Annotated in this window: 23 protein-coding genes; 8 read left to right on the top strand and 15 right to left on the bottom strand. The window is 60.6% G+C overall.

All coding sequences use genetic code 11. From position 1 onward, the window contains the following. Positions 1–31: 31 nt before the first annotated feature. Positions 32–307: a hypothetical protein gene (locus tag O9H32_RS00735; RefSeq protein WP_269863794.1), complete on the bottom strand. Its 276-nt coding sequence runs from the start codon at positions 305–307 to the stop codon at positions 32–34. A 161-nt stretch (positions 308–468) separates the two neighbouring features. Here O9H32_RS00735 and O9H32_RS00740 point away from each other — a divergent pair, with 161 nt between their 5' ends. Beyond that, positions 469–1,233, top strand: coding sequence for a glucose 1-dehydrogenase (locus O9H32_RS00740; protein ID WP_269863795.1), 765 nt, complete (start codon positions 469–471; stop codon positions 1,231–1,233). Between the two features lie 79 nt (positions 1,234–1,312). Then, positions 1,313–2,245 carry an EamA family transporter gene (locus O9H32_RS00745; protein ID WP_269863796.1) on the top strand — a complete coding sequence of 311 codons (933 nt, stop codon included), beginning with the start codon at positions 1,313–1,315 and terminating at the stop codon, positions 2,243–2,245. Positions 2,246–2,514: 269 nt separating this feature from the next. On the opposite strand, the gene O9H32_RS00750 is transcribed toward O9H32_RS00745, so the two are convergent. Next, a complete protein-coding gene (locus O9H32_RS00750) occupies positions 2,515–3,654 on the bottom strand; it encodes a glycosyltransferase family 4 protein (RefSeq protein ID WP_269863797.1) in 1,140 nt (379 codons plus the stop codon). Positions 3,655–3,882: 228 nt separating this feature from the next. Here O9H32_RS00750 and O9H32_RS00755 point away from each other — a divergent pair, with 228 nt between their 5' ends. Beyond that, a complete protein-coding gene (locus tag O9H32_RS00755; protein ID WP_269863798.1) occupies positions 3,883–5,031 on the top strand; it encodes a GGDEF domain-containing protein in 1,149 nt (382 codons plus the stop codon). Between the two features lie 136 nt (positions 5,032–5,167). On the opposite strand, the gene O9H32_RS00760 is transcribed toward O9H32_RS00755, so the two are convergent. The 5 genes from O9H32_RS00760 to queD all read right to left on the bottom strand — a co-directional run bounded on the left by O9H32_RS00760 (position 5,168) and on the right by queD (position 8,684). Continuing rightward, positions 5,168–5,986, bottom strand: a complete 819-nt coding sequence (locus O9H32_RS00760; protein ID WP_269863800.1) for an aminoglycoside N(3)-acetyltransferase — start codon at positions 5,984–5,986, stop codon at positions 5,168–5,170. A 20-nt stretch (positions 5,987–6,006) separates the two neighbouring features. Then, positions 6,007–6,477 carry a hypothetical protein gene (locus O9H32_RS00765; protein WP_269863802.1) on the bottom strand — a complete coding sequence of 157 codons (471 nt, stop codon included), beginning with the start codon at positions 6,475–6,477 and terminating at the stop codon, positions 6,007–6,009. 202 nt (positions 6,478–6,679) lie between these two features. Then, on the bottom strand, positions 6,680–7,375 hold the full coding sequence (gene queC / locus O9H32_RS00770) for a 7-cyano-7-deazaguanine synthase QueC (protein ID WP_269863803.1): 696 nt from the start codon (positions 7,373–7,375) through the stop codon (positions 6,680–6,682). Positions 7,376–7,482: 107 nt separating this feature from the next. Beyond that, entirely contained in the window at positions 7,483–8,217 is a 735-nt protein-coding gene (locus O9H32_RS00775; protein WP_269863804.1) for a 7-carboxy-7-deazaguanine synthase QueE, read from the bottom strand. Beyond that, positions 8,214–8,684, bottom strand: a complete 471-nt coding sequence (queD, locus tag O9H32_RS00780; RefSeq protein WP_269863805.1) for a 6-carboxytetrahydropterin synthase QueD — start codon at positions 8,682–8,684, stop codon at positions 8,214–8,216. Before queD ends, O9H32_RS00775 begins: the two co-directional genes overlap by 4 nt. Before the next feature lie 135 nt (positions 8,685–8,819). Here queD and O9H32_RS00785 point away from each other — a divergent pair, with 135 nt between their 5' ends. Together O9H32_RS00785 and O9H32_RS00790 are read left to right on the top strand one after the other, a co-directional pair. Further along, positions 8,820–10,205, top strand: a complete 1,386-nt coding sequence (locus tag O9H32_RS00785; RefSeq protein WP_269863807.1) for an RsmB/NOP family class I SAM-dependent RNA methyltransferase — start codon at positions 8,820–8,822, stop codon at positions 10,203–10,205. Between the two features lie 316 nt (positions 10,206–10,521). Continuing rightward, on the top strand, positions 10,522–10,740 hold the full coding sequence (locus tag O9H32_RS00790; RefSeq protein ID WP_269863808.1) for a CsbD family protein: 219 nt from the start codon (positions 10,522–10,524) through the stop codon (positions 10,738–10,740). 331 nt (positions 10,741–11,071) lie between these two features. Here O9H32_RS00790 and O9H32_RS00795 read toward each other — a convergent pair whose 3' ends face one another. Further along, entirely contained in the window at positions 11,072–12,133 is a 1,062-nt protein-coding gene (locus O9H32_RS00795) for a hypothetical protein (protein WP_269863809.1), read from the bottom strand. A 257-nt stretch (positions 12,134–12,390) separates the two neighbouring features. Here O9H32_RS00795 and O9H32_RS00800 point away from each other — a divergent pair, with 257 nt between their 5' ends. Next, the gene (locus O9H32_RS00800; RefSeq protein WP_269863810.1) at positions 12,391–12,480 is read left to right on the top strand and encodes a YjcZ family sporulation protein; all 90 of its coding nucleotides are present in this window, start codon (positions 12,391–12,393) and stop codon (positions 12,478–12,480) included. 274 nt (positions 12,481–12,754) lie between these two features. On the opposite strand, the gene O9H32_RS00805 is transcribed toward O9H32_RS00800, so the two are convergent. From O9H32_RS00805 to O9H32_RS00815, 3 genes are all read right to left on the bottom strand, one after another. Further along, positions 12,755–13,582 (bottom strand): Cof-type HAD-IIB family hydrolase, encoded by an 828-nt coding sequence (locus O9H32_RS00805; RefSeq protein WP_269863811.1) that lies wholly within the window; start codon positions 13,580–13,582, stop codon positions 12,755–12,757. A gap of 82 nt (positions 13,583–13,664) precedes the next feature. Continuing rightward, on the bottom strand, positions 13,665–14,411 hold the full coding sequence (locus tag O9H32_RS00810) for a pseudouridine synthase (protein WP_269863812.1): 747 nt from the start codon (positions 14,409–14,411) through the stop codon (positions 13,665–13,667). Positions 14,412–14,416: 5 nt separating this feature from the next. Next, positions 14,417–15,928 carry an RsmB/NOP family class I SAM-dependent RNA methyltransferase gene (locus O9H32_RS00815; protein WP_269864303.1) on the bottom strand — a complete coding sequence of 504 codons (1,512 nt, stop codon included), beginning with the start codon at positions 15,926–15,928 and terminating at the stop codon, positions 14,417–14,419. 297 nt (positions 15,929–16,225) lie between these two features. Here O9H32_RS00815 and O9H32_RS00820 point away from each other — a divergent pair, with 297 nt between their 5' ends. Next, a complete protein-coding gene (locus O9H32_RS00820; protein WP_269863813.1) occupies positions 16,226–16,708 on the top strand; it encodes a thioredoxin family protein in 483 nt (160 codons plus the stop codon). Positions 16,709–16,854: 146 nt separating this feature from the next. Here the strand turns inward: O9H32_RS00820 and O9H32_RS00825 are convergent, their stop codons facing one another. From O9H32_RS00825 to O9H32_RS00835, 3 genes are read right to left on the bottom strand one after another with little or no spacing between them, the layout of a single operon-like run. Further along, positions 16,855–17,271 (bottom strand): DUF309 domain-containing protein, encoded by a 417-nt coding sequence (locus tag O9H32_RS00825; RefSeq protein WP_269863814.1) that lies wholly within the window; start codon positions 17,269–17,271, stop codon positions 16,855–16,857. Between the two features lie 46 nt (positions 17,272–17,317). Next, positions 17,318–18,121 carry a GTP pyrophosphokinase gene (locus O9H32_RS00830; protein ID WP_269863815.1) on the bottom strand — a complete coding sequence of 268 codons (804 nt, stop codon included), beginning with the start codon at positions 18,119–18,121 and terminating at the stop codon, positions 17,318–17,320. Between the two features lie 18 nt (positions 18,122–18,139). Further along, positions 18,140–19,243, bottom strand: a complete 1,104-nt coding sequence (locus tag O9H32_RS00835) for a quinone-dependent dihydroorotate dehydrogenase (RefSeq protein WP_269863816.1) — start codon at positions 19,241–19,243, stop codon at positions 18,140–18,142. Between the two features lie 178 nt (positions 19,244–19,421). Here O9H32_RS00835 and O9H32_RS00840 point away from each other — a divergent pair, with 178 nt between their 5' ends. After that, positions 19,422–19,559: a hypothetical protein gene (locus O9H32_RS00840; RefSeq protein WP_269863817.1), complete on the top strand. Its 138-nt coding sequence runs from the start codon at positions 19,422–19,424 to the stop codon at positions 19,557–19,559. Between the two features lie 148 nt (positions 19,560–19,707). On the opposite strand, the gene O9H32_RS00845 is transcribed toward O9H32_RS00840, so the two are convergent. Then, positions 19,708–21,327, bottom strand: coding sequence for a stalk domain-containing protein (locus O9H32_RS00845; RefSeq protein ID WP_269863818.1), 1,620 nt, complete (start codon positions 21,325–21,327; stop codon positions 19,708–19,710). Between the last annotated feature and the right edge of the window lie 2 nt (positions 21,328–21,329).

A 21,329-nucleotide genomic window follows, 5' to 3' on the forward strand; every position in this document is an offset into this window, starting at 1 on the left:
CTCTCACACCTCGGGTTATCGGGATTGGTCGTTATTCATACGTAAGTCGGGCAAGCCGGTAGACCAGCCAGAGGAACATACCGAAGACGGCTGCAGGCATCAGCAGGAGCAGCCAGGGCAGCCCCTTCGGCAGAACATGGCGGGGACTGCGCAGGAGTAAACGGATCGGCTTCGGCAAGCCCATGTCCCCTTCCAGGCGGGAGCTTGCTGCCATCGGCTCCGGCTTGGACTGCGTACGGGAGATCTTCCCCCGCTTCCACCCGTCCCGGTAAGTCAGCTCTCTGGGTGCACCATCTCCTGGTTTCATAGAGAAGCTCCTTTCTACTTGAAATCATCCTGCCGGATTCGCTATACTCAGAGGAATGAAGTGCCCCGGAGGGCGCAGGCTTCATCCGTGATATGTCCAGAATATACGATTGCGCTTTCGCTGTACAATGCTGCGGATTCCATTGAACCGGAGGTGAGGTTATGAGCAAAGTAGCCGCAGTGACGGGCGGGGCCCAAGGGATTGGCCGCGGGGTCGCCTTGGCGTTCGCCGAAGCCGGATACGATATCGCGGCCGCCGACACCGACAAGGAAGCGGGCCACGAGCTCGTCCAGGACATTCGCAGGCGCGGGGGCAAAGCGATGTTCCTGCCGGTCGACGTCGCCAAGGAAGACGATGTCGAGCGGTGGTTCAAGCTCATCCGTGAAGACTTCGGGCGTGTCGACGTGCTTGTCAACAATGCCGGCATCATGAGGCCCGGCTCCATGCTGGAGCTTCCCCTGGCGTCGTTCGACGAGGTGCTCGGTGTCAACCTTCGCGGAACCTATATGTGCTCCCGCCTGGCCGCCCGGCTCATGAAGGAACAGGGCTCCGGCGTCATCCTCAACATGGCCTCCACCCGGGCGCTCATGTCGGAACCGGATACGGAGTCGTATTCGGCTTCCAAGGGCGCCCTGCTTTCCTTGACCCATGCGATGGCCGTGTCGCTCGGACGCTACGGCATCCGGGTGAACGCCCTCTCCCCCGGCTGGATCGAGACGGCCGACTGGCAGAAGGCCTCCGCGCGCCGCACGCCGAATCATTCGGATCGCGACCGGCTCCAGCATCCCGCCGGCCGCGTCGGCGCCCCGCCGGATATCGCCGCCGCCTGCCTCTACTTGGCCGGCGAGCAGGCCTCGTTCATCACCGGCCAGAATCTCGTCATCGACGGCGGCATGACGGTGAAGATGATTTACGAAGAAGAATAGCACCAATCTGGAACATCAGGCGCCGCTTCCGGCTCAAAGGGGAGGGCGCCATCACCTTGTGGACAGGGAGTTATCCGTGATGTGGTTTGTATTCGCAGCCGCCTCGGCCCTATGCTTCGGGCTGAGAGGCATTCTGTATCAATGGTCATCGCAGCGGCCGATGGACCGCAGCCTCATGCTGCTTGGCGTCTATTTCAGCGGGATGCTCATCGCCTTAGCCGCCAGTCTGCTCACCTCCGCCCCCTGGAGCCCGGCCGTAGGGATGGGGGCCGCGCTCGGCCTGTTCTCGTTCATCTCCAACGCCGCGATGTACAAGGGCTACGCCGTAGGCAAAACCTCCCTCGTCGCCATGTTCACCGCGCTCCCCCCTGTCGTCGTCGTGCTGCTCGCTTATCTGATCTGGGGAGAAAAACTGAACGGCTGGCAGCTGCTCGCTTTCTTCATTATTATCGCGGGCGTCCTGATGATCCGTTATTCCAACGACATCTCGCTGAAGAACCTCCAAGGCGCCCAGTGGGGGCTGATCGCCATGCTCTTCTTCGGTCTCACCGACCTGTCGACGAAGGGCGCCACCCTGATGGGCGCGGCGACCCTGCCCACCTTGACGCTGATGTATGCGACCGGCACCGTGCTCTTCGGCCTCTCCTGGCAGGCCGGACGCGCAGGTGCCTCGGCGGCCCGAGCGGAAGCGGCGCGGGGACGGAGCGAAATGGCCGCTGCGGGTGAAGGCAGCGCCGGTGCCGCCCCTCCTGCCCCGCCTGGGGCATGGACGAGCCGGCGAACGCTGCTGTGGGGCATGGCGGTCGGCCTGACGAATATCTCGGGCATGATGCTCCTCATGCCCGCCTTCCGGCTCGGGGTCACCGGCCTGGTCTCCGTCGTCTCCGCGATGAATGTCGTCATCGTGCTGCTCTACGCCCGCTTCGGCCTCCGGGAACCGTTCACCCGCCTCGAAGCCGCCGGCCTCACAGCCGCTCTGGCGGGCATCGTGGTGCTCCGGCTCGCATCGTAAGCGGATAGCGGAAGACGGGCGCCGCCTCAGGAATAGCCAAAGTGCGGGCTCAGCGAGTGCCGCTTCCCGTAATGCTCAGTAAACCAAAAGCCTGGCGGCAGAATCCGCCAGGCTTTTGGCTGTGCCGGAAGGCCGCGACGGCACCGGCTGCAGACTTCCGCGGAGGCCCGGCCGGCGGACCGTCAGCCAGTTGCGGGGCGCGGCGGTCTTCCGAGGAGCGGAAAGAGCGCACGCCCTCCCCCGCCTCAGACCTGACCCCTGGCGACGCTTCAGGCGTCCTTGCTCTCCTTACGGTACGTCCGGTACACGCCGCGCAGCTGCTGGACCACGCGGGCCATCGAGTACGACTTCGTCGCCTTCTCGAGGGCCACACGGCCCAGCTGATAACGGTACATCGGGTCCCCGATGACCTTCTCAAGCGCACTGGCCAGCGCTTTCACGTCACCGACGGGAACGAGCAGGCCGTTCACCCCGTGCTCGATCTGTTCGGTGATGCCCCCTACCTGCGTCCCCACGACGGCCAGGCCGCACAAGGCCGCTTCGGCGAACACCGAACCGAACGCCTCCGCCTGCGACGGCAGGACGAAGACATCGAAGAACGGCATGAAATCCTCCGGATGCAGCATGTAGCCGTAGAAGATCGTATCCTCGTAGAGGCCCTGCTCGATCGCCAGCGCTTCGAGCTGCGGCCGCATCGGGCCGTCTCCGATAAGATGAAGCACGAACGGATGCCCTCTGCGGCGCAGTTCGGCGCAGGCCAGCAGCAGCGTATCGAGGCCCTTGGCCGGCACGAGGCGGCAGACCGTAATGAGCTGCGGCACCTTGTTCTCATGGTGAACCGGGCGGAACCGCTTCTCATCGAAGCCGTTCGGGATGACCCCGATTTTCTCGGGCTCCTGCACGTACTCCGAGAGATACTGCTTGAAGGAGTTCGATACCGTAATGAGCTGATCGACCGTTTCTTCCAGTTCCCGGTAGATCGAGGTCAAGAATTGGTGCTCCGGTCCGTCCGCCACTATCTTGCCGTTCAGAATCAGCTCCCGCTCATAGCTCGAGTGCACCGTCATGATCAGCGGAATGTCCGGGAACAGCCGCTTCATGACGAGGGCCGCAATAGGATGATGCGCATGAATGAGATCGTATGATTTGTGCTGGCGGAGCTTCGTCCACCAAATATAATCCTTGTACGTCTGTATGTATTTGTCCACAATGGGATGTCCCGCATAGACCGTCCAATCGAATGTGGAGAACGATATTTCCTCGCTCCCCTTGCTCCGTACCCGTTTGGGAAGCGAGAACAAGTCCATCTCCCAGCCCCGCTTGTTGAAACGGTCCAGCATAAAGGGAACCATGGAGGATACGCCGCCCGGCTGCTCCGGCGGAAAAAACAACGCTTGCAGAATACGCATGATTCTCCTCCTCCGGTCTTCTCTTTGTTGTCGCCTGCGGCATGAGGATCGCTTCTTGGTGCCGCTATGCAGCACGCTTTCCTTTCGCCCTGTCCTTGCACTCTTCCATCCTAACAGATTCTCAGAACCTATCACAAGACTTTCCGAAACGAATATATGTTTGGTATAATAGACAGGTGTCAGTTATATTCACACCATTACTCAAGGCCGGAGGCTGTCCCAAACCGCATGAATCCGAATCCGATGTCACTCCGCGATATGCTCTACGGCCCCGCCGGCTCGGTGTATCTCTACAGCCTTCTCATCGTCATCATCCTAATGACCATGATGGTCTCCTTCCGGCTGCTCCTCTCACGGCGCAAGATCGGCTACCTCTCGATGATCATTGCCCTGGGGCTTCTGGTCATCCAGCATATCCAGATGATTGTCTTGGCTTACTCGGGCGAACTGTCGCCGGGAGAGGAATATACCTCGCTTCTGCTGAAGGTGCTGGCATTCGTCACCGTGAACGCCGGCATCTACCAGCTCTACAATGCGACCAAGCAGAGGGATTTCATCCTCTATGGCTGCACTGCGGCGGTGACCGTCCTCGTCTCGCTGACTTACTGGTCCGCACACCGCTGGCTCGCCGGAAGCCCTCAGCTCCAACCGCTGATGAGGCCGCTCGGCATGGAGCTGTTTTTGTTCGTGCTGATCTTCCTGTGCTTCATGCTGGTCCACCCCCGGATCGGGCAGAACGGGAAGTACCAGACGATGCTCACCGTCTATTTCGCCTCCCATGCCATCCATATGGCCAATGTGTATCTGTTCGGCGGGAAGCAGGGAGAGCTGCGCTTGCTTGAGCTTGCCGTTCCCTTCTTCTTTTATATCGTACTCTTCCTCTTCATCGTTGAGAGGGTTATCGAAATCCTGCAGGCGATCTACACCTCGTCCATCACCGACGGCCTGACGAAGCTCTATAACCGGAAGTATTTTGAGACCCGGGTCTCCCAGCATATCAAAAGCGGCGCTCCCGTCTCCCTCATCTTCAGCGACATTGACAATTTCAAGCAGCTCAACGATACGAAAGGCCATCACATGGGGGACAAGGTGCTGAAACAGGTGGCCCGGATTCTCGCAGAGGAGACGGAAGAAATCGGGATCTGCAGCCGGTACGGCGGGGAAGAGCTGGTCATCCTCGTGAATGATCTGGATACGGATGCGCTGGAGCTCGCCGAACGGATCCGCATGCGGGTCGAGAAAGAAACGGCCGTGACACTCAGCATAGGCTGCAAGCGCTGGCGCAAGCGGATGACCGCCGGTACCTTGATCAAGGGAGCCGACAAAGCGATGTACGAGGCCAAAACCACCGGCAAGAACAAGGTGGTCCAGGGGTAGTGAATGGAGGCTTCTCCAAAGCCCCATTCTTTACTCCTTGGACCGAGGCCTTCGCGTGCGCGCTTCTGCCGGAAGAGGGCCGGCTACCTTCCTTCGCATCCGCCGGCTGAGGCTTGGCCTGGCTCTGCCCGCCGGCTCACGGACGGGCTGCCTGTCCCCGGTTCGCTTCCATCCACTTCACGGCAAAGTCCACCAAGGCCCGCTGCGGCATGAGCAAGGTCCGCGCCTCAGCGACGCTCCCTTCCTGTACCAGACCGGAAGCGGCGGCGAAAGCCTCCCCGATCTCCTCAAAATCACCGCTGTCGATCGCCACATCCCGGAAAGCCGTCCACACTCTCTTCCCGTCGATCTTCACGGGCGCCGCCTGCTCCATCTCCGTTTGGCCCGAATAGGCTGCGCGATATTCGGCCAGATGAATCGATGTGTTGTTCGCATGTCCCACGCCAAGGAGCAGCACACGGGCATCCGCTTCGTACAGACGGGCCAGCGGGGAGGTCTCCCCGAGACTGTAGGCCAGCGCATGCCCTTCCGTGATCCGCACGGCTCCGGTGCCCCAGGCGGCGAAGGACAGCTGCGGATGCGCGCTGCGCAGCACACCTTCCTGCGCCCGGAAGCATTCGGCGATGACCCCCATGCCCCGCGTCGGCGTCAGGCTGGGATCGTACGCCGGCATCGTGCGGCGGATCTCCTCCCACCAAGCTTCGGGCACCGGCGGATTCTGCCAGTGCGAGGGGTCCGAGAGGTCGCTGGAGTGGGCCGGCATCACCAGGGTCCCCTCCCCGCCGAGCACCTCCTCCAGCGCCAGAATGACGGAAGCCGGCCCGCCCGGAATCCAGCCTCCGAACGATTTCAGTGAGGAATGTACGAGGAGCGTCATCCCTTGATGCAGCCCGATTCCTCTGAAGTCTTCGATCAGCTTATCTATCGTGTACATGTTCCCTTCCAAGGTTTTCATCCTAATGCCCCTCCTTTCTATTATCGTGTATGATGCAGCCTGGAGCGAGCGAGCCGGATCCCCCCGTAGAACGCCACGAACGCCGCTGCCGTTCCCCACAGGACGTAGCTGCGGAAGTAGAAGGCGCCGCAGTACATAGGAAGCTCTTCGCAGAGCAGCGCATTGCCGCTCCACGGATCATAGCCGAGCAGGTAACCGAGGACGGCCGCTCCCCCTTTTTCCAGAAGAAGACCGGTTCCTGCGGCATGCATACAGAGCAGCAGCGGACGCTGCCGGATATGCCGGTACAGCAGGAACCCCATCGGCATATATGGCAGCACCGAGAAGAGCACCCCGTAGTAGATCCATGATACTTCTGTGGAATCGTCCGCCGGCACATGCCAGAGCAGACTGTAGCTCATCGCCGTCAGGAAAAAGGTGATGAGATAGAATCCCCCGAACAGCCAGCAGGACAAGAACGTAACGGTCACCCATGGATAGCCCGGTTTCATAACATCACCCCGGTACTACTGACGAGGAGGAGCAGGCAAAAGTTTCCGGACAGCCGCCGGAAGGTGGTGCTTTATGTCATGCAAAAAAGCGCTTCGCCTCTTCGGAAGAGACAAAGCGCTTATCGTGCTGCGCAGGTTGTTAGGGCATAAATCAAGCAGGCTGCCGTGTACAGCCCGCAAGGGACATGCCTCTGACCGGCCCCTAGGATTCGCGGTACGGGATCGGGTCGGAGGAGCCCGCTTCCTCGAAGCCCTTCAGCCGCAGACGGCAGCTGTCGCACTCGCCGCAGGCCTCTTCCTGACCATTGTAGCAGGAGGTGGTGAGCTGGTACGGGACGCCGATCCGGTTGCCCTGGCGGACAATCTCCGCTTTGGTCCAATCGATGAGCGGCGTCTCGATGCGGATCGGTCCGCCTTCGACTCCGACACGCGTGGCCAGTGCCATGACTTCTTCAACCTTGCGGATGAACTCCGGACGGCAGTCGGGATACCCGCTGTAATCGAGTGCATTCACGCCGATATAGATCGCTTCGGCTCCCGTCACTTCGGCATACGAAGTGGCGATGGACAGGAACAGGAGATTCCGGCCGGGAACGTAAGTCACTGGAATATCCGAGCCCTCCAGCCCGGTCTCTCCTGCAGCCGGCACCTCAATGCTGTCATCGGTGAGCGCGCTGCCGCCGAATTCCTTCAGGAACCCGAGCGAGATGACCTTATGTCGGGCCGAGACGCCGTAGAACTCGGCGACCTTGCGCGCGTTGTCGATCTCCCGCTTTTGGCGCTGTCCATAATCGAATGTGATCGGGTACAGCTCGTACCCCTTCTCGCGGGCCAGTCCCATACATGTGGTGCTGTCGAGTCCGCCGCTTAGAATAACGACCGCTTTTTTGGTGGTCATGGTTCGTTCCTTCTTTCCTCTTAACTTTAACGTATGTACGTCTCCTTCTCCAAGGAGGCGCTGCCGCTTCCGTCTTCCGAAGCGGATGGAAAAACCCGGCCCTGCGCTTACACGCCCCGTTCGGCCGGGTCCCAGATGATTTTGTGCAGCTGCATGTTCAGCTTAACCCCGCTCAGGCCATGCTCCAGCATCAGACCGACCAGCTTCACCGGCGGCATCGTCTCCCACACTGGAGAGAACAGAGGCAGCGCCTTCGTCGGATAGTCGCGGAGCACCTGCACGGCTGCAGAGAAATCGCGTTCGCTTCCGATGACGAACTTGAGCTCGTCCTGCGGGCGGAGCAGCGCCAGGTTGCCCTTCAGCATCTTATCCTCTTCGCCGGAATCCGGCAGCTTGTAATCCATCACGTAACGGACCACCGGCGAATCGATACGCTGCAGGAACGGAGCCAGATCGATCGCTCCGTTCGTCTCCACATGCAGGTCCGTGTAACGGCCGGTGGCCACGAGCGCTTCGATCAGCGAAGCTGACTTATCCCCATAGAGCAGCGGCTCCCCGCCCGTGAAGCAGATGTGCTTCGACTTGTACTTCCCCGCTTCCTCCACAATCTCGCCGATCGTCATGACGAATTCGGCTTCGGCCGGCGGGTAGCTGTACTTCGTATCGCACCACGTGCAGCGCAGATTGCAGCCGAACAGCCGGATGAAGACCGTAGGGAACCCGGCACGGGTGCCTTCGCCCTCTACGGTCTCGAAGATCTCCACCATCGGCAGCTTGATGCCGTGCGGGTGCCGTGCATTCTCTTGCCTCTCTGAAAGCTCTTGCTGTTCCAAATCGATCATTCCTCTCCCATCATCCGGGCGGTGACCGCTGCGAACGAGGTCGGCGTCTCCCATAAGCGGACTTCTTCCAGACGGACCGCAGGGTACAGGGCCTCGTCCTTCAGCGCCGCCGCCAGCTGCTCGTAGATCCAGACGACCATGTTCTCGGCCGTCGTGTTCATTGGAGGCAGCACGTCGTTCAGGTAGCGGTGGTCGAGCAGGTCGATGACACGTTCCTTGGCGATCCGCTTGATATCGCCGAAGTCGATCGTGATCCCCCGCTCGTCCACTTTGCCCCGCATGATCACCTGCAGCTTGTACGTATGGCCGTGGAGGCTCTGGCATTTGCCTTCATAACAGTGAAGATGGTGGGCGCTGTCGAAGGTGAATTCCTTCGAGACCAGCACTTCCCGATCGTGATATTTAAGCTCGCTTTTCTGTATATCTTCTCCCAGTATCTGCACTTTCTTGGGAATCGCGTACTCCATTAGAACTCCCCTCTCCCAAAAGACAATCCATTATATCATGTCCGGTTGACTTCTCACAATAAGGCGAAACTTGTATAATAAAGGAACCGTGCGGGTCCGCACGGCCGAAGCGATGCAAGGGAGACCGACGACAAAATGACCACCTTACCCTCAAGCTATATCGAACAAATGCGGAAGATGCTCGGAGAAGAGTCCGGGGCGTTCCTGGACAGCTACGGGCTGCCCCGGACGCAGGGACTGCGAATCAACCCGCGTAAAATAAACCCCGAAGAGCCCGGGGCGCTGCTGGAGCTGCAGCGTCTCTTCGCGCTGGAGCCTGTCCCATGGTGCCCGGGCGGCTATTATTACCCTGAGGACAGCAGGCCCGGCAGGCATCCGTACCACGCCGCCGGCGTGTACTACATCCAGGAGCCGTCCGCCATGTCAGCCGTCGAACTGCTGGATCCGCAGCCCGGCGACATCGTGCTCGACCTTGCGGCCGCACCCGGCGGCAAGTCGACCCACATCGCGGGCAAGCTCGCGGGAGAAGGGCTGCTGATCTCCAATGAGATCCATCCCGCCCGGGCGAAGATTCTGGCGGAGAACATCGAGCGGATGGGCATCGCGAACGCGGTGGTCGTCAGCAGCAATCCTCCGCAGCTCGCTGCGCGGTTCCCCCGCTTCTTCGACCGGATCATGGTGGATGCCCCCTGCTCCGGCGAAGGCATGTTCCGCAAAGACCCGGACGCGGTAGCCGAGTGGTCGCCGGCACATGTGGAGATGTGCGCGGCCCGGCAGCTCGACATCCTGCAGGATGCGGTCCGCATGCTGAAGCCGGGCGGCACGCTCGCCTACTCGACCTGCACGTTCAACAGGCTGGAGAACGAGGAGACCGCGGAAGCGATCCTGAAGCTGTGCCCGGGACTCGAGCTCGAGCGGACCGAGCGCATCTGGCCGCACCGGCACCGGGGCGAGGGCCATTTTGTCGCCGTGTTCCGGCTGACGGGGACGGATGCGGCCGCAGAGGACGCTCCTCCGGCCTACAAGCGGCGGGCCCCGGCGCGAGCCAAGCGGGGCACCGTCCGGCCCGAGGAAGAGGCCGTACGGCTCTACGAGCGCTGGTCCGCCGAGACCTGGGCGCCCGAAGGCCCGGCCTTCCCGCTGCCGCCGGGCGAGCCCTTCCTCTACGGCGAGCAGCTCTACTGGCTGCCGCAAGCGGAGGGCTGTCCGTTCGACGGCAGCCTGCTGCAGGGCCTGAAGGTGCTGCGCCCCGGACTTCACCTGGCCGAGGTGAAGAAAAACCGGGTGGAGCCGGCGCATGCCTTGGCCCTTGCGCTGCCGAAGGAAGCGGACGTCCAGCTCCGAGTGGACCTCCGCGCGGACGGCGAGGAGATCCACCGCTACCTTCGCGGCGAGACGTTGGAGAGCCCGCTGCCGGGCAGTGGGTGGACGCTCGTCACGGTGGACGGGTACCCGATCGGCTGGGGCAAGCTCTCCGGCGGCCAGCTCAAGAATCACTATCCGAAGGGCCTGCGCCGTTGAAGCCCGGAGCAAAGGAGGCAGGCGGCGGCAGTGCAGGCTCGCCGGCTCCGGAGTATACCGCAAGCGAGGCGCCTGAAGGAACCGCCAACACAAGGCTTGGACCTCACCAATTGTGCTGTTATCCAGTGTAAGGCGTGGGTGTACCCCAGCCATCAGCGCTGCAGAACCTTGCCGTATGGGCGGCATTGACGCGTCCCCGCCTGGATGCCCGCCCCCCTTCAGGTTCACGGCTCCTCCTCCCGGGTAAGGGAGAGGAGGCGGACTTGTCCCACCGACAAGTCTAATTCATACCTGATGGTACAAGGAGGGACCCTTCATGGAGACGACGGTACTGAAAGGCAAATGGAACCAGATCAAAGGCGAGGTCAAAAAGCAGTGGGGCGAGCTGACCGACAACGATATCGAACAAATCAGCGGCGAGAAGGACAAGCTGATCGGGATCCTGCAGGAGCGCTACGGGCACGCCAAAGAGGATGCCGAGAAGGAATATAAGGAGTGGGCGGTTCGCTGGACGGACAGCGATCCGCTGCACTAAGCGCCCAGGCATACTGCCAGGCGAGCACGGAGAATAGGCCCGCCTGGCAGTATGCCTGCGGCTCCTCGAAATAAACGCGCATCGTCCTTTAAAGGACGATGCGCGTTTATTAAAAAGATCAGATGACCGAAACAAACAATGCGACTTTCTGATATTCAAGGAACCGCACAGAAGGTCCGGACCGTGAACAAAAAAGGCGGAAGCTTAGCTTCTTGCTTTTTTTGCTGTTCCGCTTCATCCCCTCGCACCTCTGCACCGGGCCTTCGGCTGGAAAAGCACGGCAAAAAGAACGCGGCTTTCTTCGCCCCGCCCTTTTTGACCGCTTCTTATGTTAATGGAACGACTCCGTCTCGAACAGCACTTCCTCAATGACCCGGCTTCGGTGCATCATCGACAGGTTGATCGCCTCGTAGTCTTTTTCCTTATCCAATTCCTCCATGAGCAGCGCTGCAATCTCCTCGCGTTCCGACGGATGGCCCGGCTCCCGAAAATCGATAAAGCCTGTAAGCTGCCTGTCGCTGATATCGACTGTAGCCGTGCCGATCGGCAGGCCGCCGCTAGACTGCTGATAGATCTCGTAGGTCAGCACATCCCCGTCGTCGCGGGCCAGAACGATCGTATGATCCCGGCTTCCCGTGAACACATCTTCATCCTCATCGTCTTCGAGCAGAAGCAGAGAGTCCTCGTCCGACTCATCGAGCAGGTCCTCATGCGTCAGTTCGATCGTCTCGATGATCTCATTGTCATACAGCATATGGATCACGAACGTATCCACTTCATCCTCATCGAAGTCCAGCACGAGCAGGTCGGCTGCCGCATCCAGGATATCGTCCTCCGGTTCGATCATCCAGTGGACCGTTCCGCTGACTTCTCGGTCCTCGATCTGCAGGAAGGCTTCCGCCACCCAGTCCTCGTCCCCGTCATAGATATGATACTCCACCGCGTCCTCCGCTTCGCCGACCAACACCAGCTCCAGGTCGCCGAGCGTCAGTTCGTCGCGCTCGTACGGATCGTCATCCTCCAGCCGCGTGTCGGTATCGATCCATTCGGTGTCATAGTCGAAATCCTCTTCCGCCGCCTCGAGTCCTTCGCGCAGGGAATCGGCTCCTTCCGTGGCAATCACATGGTCGAAGGAACTGTAGGTCACCATCACTTCGCATTCCTTGGCCCGCAGTGCGCCTACCAGCGATTGTACATAGGAGTGCACGTGATCGTACACTTCGTCTTTGGCCTCGGCAGTGAGAACTTCTTGTTCCAGCTGGATCGAGCCAGCGACCCGGTCCGACTCCCGGTATACGAGAGTGAGGGTACCGACGTACCTGTTCTTATACAGGATATCGTTGACCTCGCCGCCGGCCGTCTTCAAATCCGGTCTAATCCACACGTGATTCATCTTATTCCCCTCCCAATCTGCCGCTTGGCTCATAGATCAAGGCATGCCTCACTACATTTTCCTACGGCCTTAGCATGTCCTTCCACGCCCAAACTCTATGCGCCGGGCGGATGTCTATACGACAATCAGGATATCCGCATATGCTGTAATGTAAACCGAACCTCACACACACCGCACAAAAAAAGCAGCATAACCGGCTAACGGTCGCTTCCCGAAGGGGTTCGGTCCGATTCCAACACCCGTAAGGAGGAATTTCCATGTCTGCTGGAACAGCTTACACTTCGGCTGGTATCATCCTGGTGCTCTTCATTCTGCTTGTCATCATCTCGAGTGCTGTCCTGATCTAATATAGAGTGGATAACGGGGCACCCCCGTCCCTGTATCCTGCTTACGTTAAGAAACGGCTTCACCGTCATGCGCGTTTATTAAAAATATCAGATGACAGAAACGAGCAATGCGAGTTATCTTTTCTGAAATTTCAAGTGAAACGCCTGAGCGTCCTTAGCGGAACATCAACGTTTCATTGGCTGTCCTGTGATTAAAAGAGGAGCATCCCTGGACAGGGATGCTCCTGTTTCACTTCCAAGTTCTTTTCGCAATCGTCTGTACAATCCAGCCGCGTTATTCCTTTCTTGCGGCCGTACCAGCAGCGGATGCCAAGACATGCCGCTGGATCGCTTCATGCACGCCTTCCTCGTTGTTCGAGAGCGTCACCGTATCGGCCGCCGCCTTCACCGCCTCGGGCGAATTCTCCATCGCAATGCCGAGGCCGGCAAAGCGGATCATGTCGATATCGTTGTAATAATTGCCGATCGCCAGCACCTCGGAGGACGGAATCTCCCAGAGCTCGGCCAAGTAACGAAGAGCACTGCCCTTGGATACGCTGTCCAGCATAATATCCAGGAAGTGAATGCCGCTGCGGATGCTTTGGATCCCGGGAGGCAGCCCCATCTTCGACAGCTCCGCCTCGGCCGCATCGAGTTCGTCGCCGGAGCCGAAGAGGGTGCACTTCACGATCGGCGCCGTGAGGGCCAGCACATCCTCCACCCGCTCGACCGTCACGCCGAATTTGTCGTACATTTCGGACACCGCATCTCCCAGGCGGTCGACGAACATATCGAGCGCCGTACAGACATCGTAGTGGATCCCCCGCTCGCGGCAGAACCGGATGAGCTCTTCGATCTGCCCAACTCCATAGCTGAATTCGTGCAGCAGCTTCGGGCCGGGCGACTCTACCGTTGCCGCCCCGTTATGGGTAATGAGCACACCCTGCAGTCCGAGCTCATCGAGCACCGGCACTGCATTCCCGGGGCCTCTGCCGGTACAGAGCACGATGCGCGCGCCCGCCTCATAGGCCTCCCGCACGGTCAGCGCCGTCCGTTCCGTCAATTCATCCTTGTCGTTGAGCAGCGTTCCATCCACATCCAGTGCAATCAGCCTGTAGCTCACCGTCTTCACTCCATTCTCTCTGCCTTCTGCATCGCACTTGCTTAGGGCCCCGGTGTGATGGGTTATAGCCCTGCTCCAGCTCTCAGACGCCGGTGTGCTGCCGAAGCCCTTCCAGCTCCGCTTCCGTCAGCTCCCTGGCGCTGCCGAGCGGCAGCTGCGGATCAAGCTCGAGCGGTCCCATCGACAGGCGCTTGAGATACACCACACGCTTGCCGACCGCCTGAAACATCCGCTTCACCTGATGAAACTTGCCTTCTTGGATCGTCAGCTCAATCCTCGAGAGCTCCCCGGCTTCTGGATCTCCCTTGTGCAGGATGCGCAGCTGCGCCGGCATCGTTACATAGCCGTCATCCAAGGCAACCCCCTGCGCAAAAGCTTCGATGTCCGTCTCGCCTACCGCCCCTTCAACGTCGGCGTAATACGTCTTCGGCACGTGCTTCCTCGGCGATAGTAAGTTGTGGGACATCTTGCCGTCGTTGGTCAGCAGCAGCAGGCCTTCCGTATCCTTATCGAGGCGGCCGACCGGAAAGAGCTCCAGGTGGGCATAGGCTTCATCCAGCAGATCGAGTACCGTCCGGTCCCGGTTGTCTTCCGTTGCCGATACCACCCCCGGAGGCTTATGGAGCATGAGATACACGAACTCCCGGTAGCGCACCGTCTCCTCGTCCACGCGGACGACATCCTTCTCGGGTACGATCTGCTGCCCGCTGTCTTTGGCGGTCTTGCCGTTGACGGTCACCGCCCCGGACTTCACGAGCAATTTGATTTGGCTTCGGGTGCCGAAGCCGGTATGAGCCAATAATTTATCGAGCCGCAAAGAAGATTTCATCGCGGTTACGTCCACCTCCAACCCGGGGGATATTCATTCTTGAGCAGTCCCTCCTGCCACTTCGCCCAGCCGACCGGATAGCCGTCGACACAGACGAGCGTATAGCCTTTGGCCGGTACCTGCCCGCCGGCCTTCTCCAGCTCCTCGGGCTCAAGCTCCAGCGTCTCGCCCTTCAGATACCGCACCGCGCGCGGATCGCCTCCAGCGAAGTGCACCCGGCGCGCAGCCTCTTCGGCGCGCAGCCCCATGGCGAGCGCGTGTGACGGAGCAAAGCGGCCCTTCGCGGCGCTGCCGAGGTACCAGCCGGGCCGCACGACGCGGATGCCGTCAAGCCTCGGCAGGCCGGCGGGCGCGGCGTAGACATGCTCGCCGCGCAGCACGAGCTCCGCGCCGCCGTATGGCTCGCCCGCGAGCGCCTCCGCTGCGAAGCGCACCAGCGCCTCGAGCGGGTCGGCCGCCGCAGCGGCCTTCGCGGCCGGGCGGCCGCCCGGAGCGCGGCGCGCCGGCTTCGCTGCCGGCGGCCGGGTCCCGCGCGCGGCTGGCGCAGGCGCCGCGGCCAGCGCAGGCTCGCCGCCGGCCGGAGCGGCGTGGCGGCGCAGGGCGGCCGCGAAGTGGCCCTCGCCCGCGAGGCGGTGGGGCCACAGGCGCGCGGCGCCCGCCGTCTCCGCGGCGCGGGCGCTGTCCCCGGCCGGGACCCAGTCCGGCCGGCCCGGCGAGAAGCCCGGCAGCGCAGGCGCCGGGACGACCTCGAAGTCCGGGTGCTCGTCCAGGAACCCGGCGATGATCGCCTCGTTCTCTTCTGGCGAGAACGTGCATGTGGAGTAGACGAGCCGTCCGCCGGCCTTCAGCATGACGGCGGCCTGCCGCAGCAGGACACGCTGCATCGCGGCATACTTCTCCGTCCAATCCTCCTGCCAGGCTTTGGCCATCTCCTCTTCCTTACGGAACATTCCTTCTCCCGAGCAGGGGGCATCGATCAGAATCCGGTCGAAGTACCCGCGGAACGCCTCCTGCAGCTTCGCCGGATCTTCGTTCAGCACGAGGGCACCGTGCACCCCGTTTAGCTCGAGATTCTTCACGAGCGCCTTCACCCGTTCCGCGTGGATGTCGTTGGCGGCGATGAGACCGGAGCCCTGCAGCTTGCCCGCCAGCTGTGTCGTCTTCCCGCCCGGCGCGGCGCAGAGGTCGAGCACCCGGTGTCCCGGCTGCACGTCCAGCAGTTCCACGGGCGCCATCGCACTCGGCTCTTGAATATAGTACAGACCCGCATGATAATGCGGGTGTTTGCCCGGACGGACGCCTTCTTGATAATAGAAGCCGGCGGGAGCCCAAGGGATCCCCTCAAGCTGCCACTCGGTCAGCTCCAGGAACTGCGCCGGCGTTATCTTCAGGGTGTTGACACGGAGCCCGTAAAGCCTCGCTTCTCCGTAAGAAGCTTCGAACGCCGGGAACTCCTCTTCCCCGAGCAGTTCTTTCATATGTACTAAGAATGATTGCGGCAGCATACACTCCGCCATGAAGCCTGACCCCGTTTCCTTATGCGATTCTTGGTGCCCTTCCGGCGCTAATCCGCCCCTGTCGGACTGCCCGGTCTCCAAGCCTTGCGGCACAGGACCTGCAAGTACCCCCATTGTACTGTTTCTGCCCAGGACCCGCAACCGCCCGCAGCCTCCTGTCCCGAAGCTGCCGATCCCGTGGAACGTTCGAAATTCCTTCACTTTTGTGGGAAGGCTAAGGAGGAATTTGGACAGCATAAGCCGAACTCTAGGTACAGGGGCAGCACTACTACATTCCATGAAATGAGGGGCAGCAAATTGAAAAAGCTGGGGATTTTCCTAGCCGTCATTCTCGTCCTCTTCGGCGCGCTTTACTTCGTAAACCAGCAGTCGAACAAGGAGAAATTCGGCAAGCACACAGACAATGTCTACGGCGTCTCGCCGGACAAGCTTCACCCGGAAACACTGAAACTGCTCGATGATCCGAATTATCAGAACATTATCCTGCCGGCCGCGCTCGATAAGAAACTGGCCGCCAAGGAAGATTTCTTCGTGTATTACTTTGCGTCCACTTGTCCGCATTGCAAGGTGACCACACCGATTTTGATGCCGGTCGCCAAGGAGCTTGGCATCCAGATCAACCAGTTCAATCTGGAAGAATTCAAAGACGGCTGGAAGAAGTACAGCCTGGAATTCACGCCGACGCTTGTCTACTATAAGGGCGGACAAGAGGTGGAGCGTCTCGTAGGCGAACAGACAGCCGATAAGCTCAAAGCCTTCCTCGAGAAATATAAGAAGTAAAAGCGGGGCCAAGTTTGGCTTACCCGCGTTCTCCGGGCAGCGGGACTCCTGCCCCCAAAGAAAGGCCTTCACGATGGTATCGTGAAGGCCTTTTTGGTTATGTATCCGTAACTCCAGGGTGCAAGCCGCATCGATCCGCTGCCCGTTCAATCCTCAGGGTGCGGCTCTGGCGGATGCTGCTGGAATTCCTCCACCAGCGCCTCCAGCTCCTCATCCAGAATGCGGATATCCAGATCATAGAACGGGAACGGCTCCTGCGGCAGGCGCAGGAGTTTGTCAAGATAGGTCCGGCCGTCGTCCCGCAGCTTCCCCAGATCGATCCCAAGGGTCTGCTCCGGGCGGCCTTCGAGCTTCTCGAGCGCAGCGGTCATCAGCTTCACCGCTCCATTGCTGTTGCCGTTCCTGTAATGATACAGGCCTACCGCCACCTGCAGCAGGCCTTGATACAGCGGATTCCGGCCTTCCTCGAGCCACAGCTCTTCCATCACTTCGTGACATTCAAAATAATCGCGCGGGTTATTGAAATAATAGACGAACAGCACGTACAGACGGTCGTAGCCCATGGTCCGAGAGTCCCCCGTTTCCCTGCAGCCCCCCTCGCGGGGAGGCTTAAGACTGTCCTGCTTTTTTGGCTCTGGAGATCGCTTCGGTGATCTGGTTGTACAGCTCTTCGAGCTGGCGGAGATCGTCGGTCTCCCAGAGCTCGTTGAAGCGGAGCTGGAACTGTGCGGCCTCCCGCACCCGGTGGTAGAAGTAGAGCTCCTGGATCGCGTTGAGCACCTTCGTTACCGTGTTGGATTTGTCTTCGAAGAGCTTCTGCGCTTCCATGATATCTACGCGGATGGAGCTCATCTCCTGGTCCAGCAGATAGGCGGCTTCAGCGGCTTTGCTGAGGCGGTTGACGACTTCCTGCGGCAGGCTTTCCCGGTATTTGTAGTTCAGCGAATGCTCGATCGTCGCCCAGAAATTCATGGCCAGCGTGCGCAGCTGGATCTCGGCGAGCACCCGTTTCATACCGAGCGCCGTCTGGACCGGATATTCCACGATCATATGATAGCTCCGGTAGCCGCTCGGCTTTTTGTTCACGATATAATCCTTCTCATAGAGAAGCGTCATGTCTTCGCGGCTGCGGATGAGCTCGGCGAGCCGCTCGATATCCTCCACGAATTGGCACATGATGCGGATGCCCGCTATATCTTCAATGCCGGTTTCAAGCTTCTCCATCGGCACGCTGAGGCGCTTGGCCTTATCCAATATGCTCGAAATGCGCTTGACCCGCCCCGTTACGAACTCGATCGGCGAATACTCTTCCCGGCTCTTCAGCTCCGTACGCAGGGTTTTGAATTTAACTTTCAACTCTTCCACAGCCTGATCGTAAGGCATCAGAAATTTCTTCCAGTCCCGTCCGTCCATACGTCGTCCTCCGTTCTGTTACTTGCCCCGGTGTGCCGCCCCTATGGCTTCCTTCACATTCGCGAAGCCGTCTTTCTTCAGCAGTCTCACGAGGCCTTGGTTGATCCGTCCGAGCAGCGCCGGTCCTTCATAGATCAGCGCCGTATAAATCTCAACCAGCGAGGCACCCGCACGAATCTTGGCATATGCGTCTTCGGCCGTGAAGATCCCCCCGGAGCCGATGATCGGAAGCTTCCCTTCCGTCGCCCGGTAGAGACTTGATATCAGCGCCGTCGAACGCTCGGTCAGCGGCCGGCCGCTGAGGCCTCCGGTCTCCTCGCGGTGCTTGCTCATCAGGCCATCGCGACCGATCGTCGTATTGGACGCGATAATCCCCGATACGTTGCTGCGCAGGATCGTGGCTGCCATATATTCGACTTCCTGCGCCGTAAGGTCCGGCGCGATCTTGACGAGCACCGGCTTCTCCCGGCCGCCGAAGCGGGCATGCTGCCGCCCGATCTCATCCTTCACTGCAGCGAGAAGGCCGGAGAGTTCGTCCCCGTGCTGCAGGCTCCGCAAATCCGGCGTGTTCGGCGACGAGATATTAACCACGAAGAAATCCCCGTACCCGTAGAGCGCTTCGATGCAAGCGCGATAGTCATTCTCCGCCTGTTCGTTTGGTGTGGCTTTGTTCTTGCCGATATTTATGGCGAGCGGAATGGTCCGCTTGCCTTGATTGCGGAGATTGCGTTTCATGCCTTCGATGCCGACATTATTGAAGCCCATCCGGTTGATCAATGCCGTATCTTCCGGCAGCCGGAACAGCCGGGGCAGCGGGTTGCCCTCCTGTGGCTTCGGCGTTACCGTCCCGACTTCCATGAAGCCGAAGCCGATATTCGAGAAGCCAGGTACGGCTTTGCCGTTCTTGTCGAGCCCTGCAGCCAGTCCCACCGGATTGGGGAACTCGATACCCCACAGCTCGGTCCGCAGTTCCGCGGCAGGCCTCACGCCCCATACGGCGTTCAGCACCGTCCGTCCCCCCGGCAGGTTCCCGAACGTGTGCAGTCCGTCGATGATCAAATGGTGGGCCTTCTCTGGATCCATGCCAAAAAGAACCGGCTTGGCGATGTTTTTGTACAGCATTTCCTTGCGTCCTCTCCCCCGTGCAGCAGCGCTTGCTCTGTCATAAAAGTGTCTTCTGATTAGTGTATCTTTTTGGCGCACAAAAATAAAGGGGAGCCGCCAACAAATCCCTACTGGTAAAACGATTACAATATGATACTATACTCTTACACCATTCAAAAAGGCAGGGCTGATCACCATGCAAAAAAAGAAACCGGCTCCCCAGCTGTCCCGCAAAGCAAAAGAAGAACCGAACAAAAAGCTGATCATTTGGGTCAGCTCCGTATTTGGCGCCCTTATCGTCGGGATGGCCGTCCTCCTGATTCTCAATCAGTAGACCTTAATCCGTAGACCTCATCCAGCCGGCTCCGGCCACTCTATCCCAAAAAAACACCTGCCCGCTTGGAAGCATCGCTTCCCGCCGGACAGGTGTTTTTGGCTTCTTCCCAGCTCGGCTGGAAGGTCTCCATCAAGTCCGCCTCTTCTTAGGACGCGGCTGCCTTGGCACTGTGCTCAGGCCTTCTTAAGATGGCCGTACGTGACGCGGCATCCCACTGGACGTCGAGCCCAATCTCCTCCGCGAAGAACCGCACCGGCACATAAGTCAAGTCGTTCTTGATGTAAGGCGCAGCATCCGTCGGCTTCTCCTTAAGCAGAGCTGCTCCCGCGTACCGGCGGATACCGGTGCGTCCTACGTCGAGCTCGACGGACTCCCCGTCTCTCGTCAGCTTCACGGTACGTGCGACCGCCTCGAACGCCACCTCGTAGCCCAGCGCTTCCGTGACCGCTCGCACGGGAACCATTAAGCGTCCGTCCGTAATTTCGGGCGGCGCGTCGAACCTCATCCAGCCGCCGTCCAGCGCAACCTTCGGCTCATCCCCTTCAGACATACCGGCCGGCAGCCGGTAACCGCTTAGCAGACGGAGCTTGTTGTTGAACGAATCCGCCACGAGCACGCGGCCGTCCCCAAGAACAGCAACGTCCGATGGACGGCTGAACGACGCATATCCTTCAATGCCGTCCACCCCCCCGCTCTTCTGCCCCGCTGCTCCCGCCAGCGTGGAGAGCTGCCCGTCAAGCAGATAGCGGACCGCATGGTTCTGGCTGTCCGCAATGAGCAGTCCGCCTTCGCTTGTCACAGCGATGCCCATAGGGTAGTTCAACCTGGCCTGCAGGGCCGGACCGTCCGCGAAGCCGCCGGGAACGTAGGGGTCCCGGAGGAGGGCGGCCGTTCCCCCGCCGGCCACTGTCGTTACCGTGCCCTGTGCCAGATCGATATAGCGGATCCGCTGATTGCCCGAATCGCTGACATACAGATTGCCCCTTGCGTCGAGAGCAATACCGCTCGGCTCGTTGAACTTGGCCTCAGTGAGCGGCCCGTCGGCATAATCCCCAGCTGCCGCTGCCTGCCCCGGCGTAGCTTCGACTACGCGGCCGGAGCGCGCGGTCAGCGTCGTAACTTCGCCCTCTGGCGAAATTCGCCGGATCGTGTGGCCCAGCGTGTCGGCCACATACAGCGTACCGTCCGCAGCAGCAGCCACGTCACCCGGGCGGTAGAACTCGGCCGCCGCTCCCCTGCCGTCCTTGGCGCCAATCCGGCCGCTGCCCGCAACGGTGGTCACGCGGCCCTTCGGGTCAATCCGGCGGATGGCATGGTTGCCCGCGTCGGCGACATAGAGGCTTCCGTCCCCGCCTGCGGACAAGCCGAGCGGCTCCTCGAACAGCGAGGCATCCCGCTCTCCATCCAGCAGGCCGCCGGCCGGGTAGCCCTTATCGTCCATACGGTACAGGACGCCGGCGAGGTCCGCGACCCCATCCGGGGTCCATCTGCGGATGACATGGTTGCGCGAATCAGAGACGGCAGCCGTGCCGTCAGGCAGCACAGCGAGCCCCGCTGGAACGCGGAACGAGGCGGCCGTTGGCCTGCCGCCTGCACTGCCGAGCCGGCCGGTGCCTGCGGCTGTCGCCACATCGGTCAGGAGCCGCCCTCCCTCTCCCCGCAGGCCCCCGGACCAGGATGATGCCGCCTCCGCCGATCCGGTGCTTCCCCCCACGAGTGCGGACAGCAGGCATACCGCCATCCATTGCTTCGCCTTGAATCTCATTG

This window comes from Paenibacillus caseinilyticus (assembly GCF_027533645.1).
Classification (GTDB): domain Bacteria; phylum Bacillota; class Bacilli; order Paenibacillales; family NBRC-103111; genus Paenibacillus_G; species Paenibacillus_G caseinilyticus.

What these genes read in the sequence shown, in the direction of transcription:
- O9H32_RS00735 (WP_269863794.1), bottom strand. Translation starts at nt 307, where the DNA reads ATGAAACCAGGAGATGGTGCACCCAGAGAGCTGACTTACCGGGACGGG.
- O9H32_RS00740 (WP_269863795.1), top strand. Translation starts at nt 469, where the DNA reads ATGAGCAAAGTAGCCGCAGTGACGGGCGGGGCCCAAGGGATTGGCCGC.
- O9H32_RS00745 (WP_269863796.1), top strand. Translation starts at nt 1,313, where the DNA reads ATGTGGTTTGTATTCGCAGCCGCCTCGGCCCTATGCTTCGGGCTGAGA.
- O9H32_RS00750 (WP_269863797.1), bottom strand. Translation starts at nt 3,654, where the DNA reads ATGCGTATTCTGCAAGCGTTGTTTTTTCCGCCGGAGCAGCCGGGCGGC.
- O9H32_RS00755 (WP_269863798.1), top strand. Translation starts at nt 3,883, where the DNA reads ATGAATCCGAATCCGATGTCACTCCGCGATATGCTCTACGGCCCCGCC.
- O9H32_RS00760 (WP_269863800.1), bottom strand. Translation starts at nt 5,986, where the DNA reads ATGAAAACCTTGGAAGGGAACATGTACACGATAGATAAGCTGATCGAA.
- O9H32_RS00765 (WP_269863802.1), bottom strand. Translation starts at nt 6,477, where the DNA reads ATGAAACCGGGCTATCCATGGGTGACCGTTACGTTCTTGTCCTGCTGG.
- queC (WP_269863803.1), bottom strand. Translation starts at nt 7,375, where the DNA reads ATGACCACCAAAAAAGCGGTCGTTATTCTAAGCGGCGGACTCGACAGC.
- O9H32_RS00775 (WP_269863804.1), bottom strand. Translation starts at nt 8,217, where the DNA reads ATGATCGATTTGGAACAGCAAGAGCTTTCAGAGAGGCAAGAGAATGCA.
- queD (WP_269863805.1), bottom strand. Translation starts at nt 8,684, where the DNA reads ATGGAGTACGCGATTCCCAAGAAAGTGCAGATACTGGGAGAAGATATA.
- O9H32_RS00785 (WP_269863807.1), top strand. Translation starts at nt 8,820, where the DNA reads ATGACCACCTTACCCTCAAGCTATATCGAACAAATGCGGAAGATGCTC.
- O9H32_RS00790 (WP_269863808.1), top strand. Translation starts at nt 10,522, where the DNA reads ATGGAGACGACGGTACTGAAAGGCAAATGGAACCAGATCAAAGGCGAG.
- O9H32_RS00795 (WP_269863809.1), bottom strand. Translation starts at nt 12,133, where the DNA reads ATGAATCACGTGTGGATTAGACCGGATTTGAAGACGGCCGGCGGCGAG.
- O9H32_RS00800 (WP_269863810.1), top strand. Translation starts at nt 12,391, where the DNA reads ATGTCTGCTGGAACAGCTTACACTTCGGCTGGTATCATCCTGGTGCTC.
- O9H32_RS00810 (WP_269863812.1), bottom strand. Translation starts at nt 14,411, where the DNA reads ATGAAATCTTCTTTGCGGCTCGATAAATTATTGGCTCATACCGGCTTC.
- O9H32_RS00815 (WP_269864303.1), bottom strand. Translation starts at nt 15,928, where the DNA reads ATGGCGGAGTGTATGCTGCCGCAATCATTCTTAGTACATATGAAAGAA.
- O9H32_RS00825 (WP_269863814.1), bottom strand. Translation starts at nt 17,271, where the DNA reads ATGGGCTACGACCGTCTGTACGTGCTGTTCGTCTATTATTTCAATAAC.
- O9H32_RS00830 (WP_269863815.1), bottom strand. Translation starts at nt 18,121, where the DNA reads ATGGACGGACGGGACTGGAAGAAATTTCTGATGCCTTACGATCAGGCT.
- O9H32_RS00835 (WP_269863816.1), bottom strand. Translation starts at nt 19,243, where the DNA reads ATGCTGTACAAAAACATCGCCAAGCCGGTTCTTTTTGGCATGGATCCA.
- O9H32_RS00840 (WP_269863817.1), top strand. Translation starts at nt 19,422, where the DNA reads ATGCAAAAAAAGAAACCGGCTCCCCAGCTGTCCCGCAAAGCAAAAGAA.
- O9H32_RS00845 (WP_269863818.1), bottom strand. Translation starts at nt 21,327, where the DNA reads ATGAGATTCAAGGCGAAGCAATGGATGGCGGTATGCCTGCTGTCCGCA.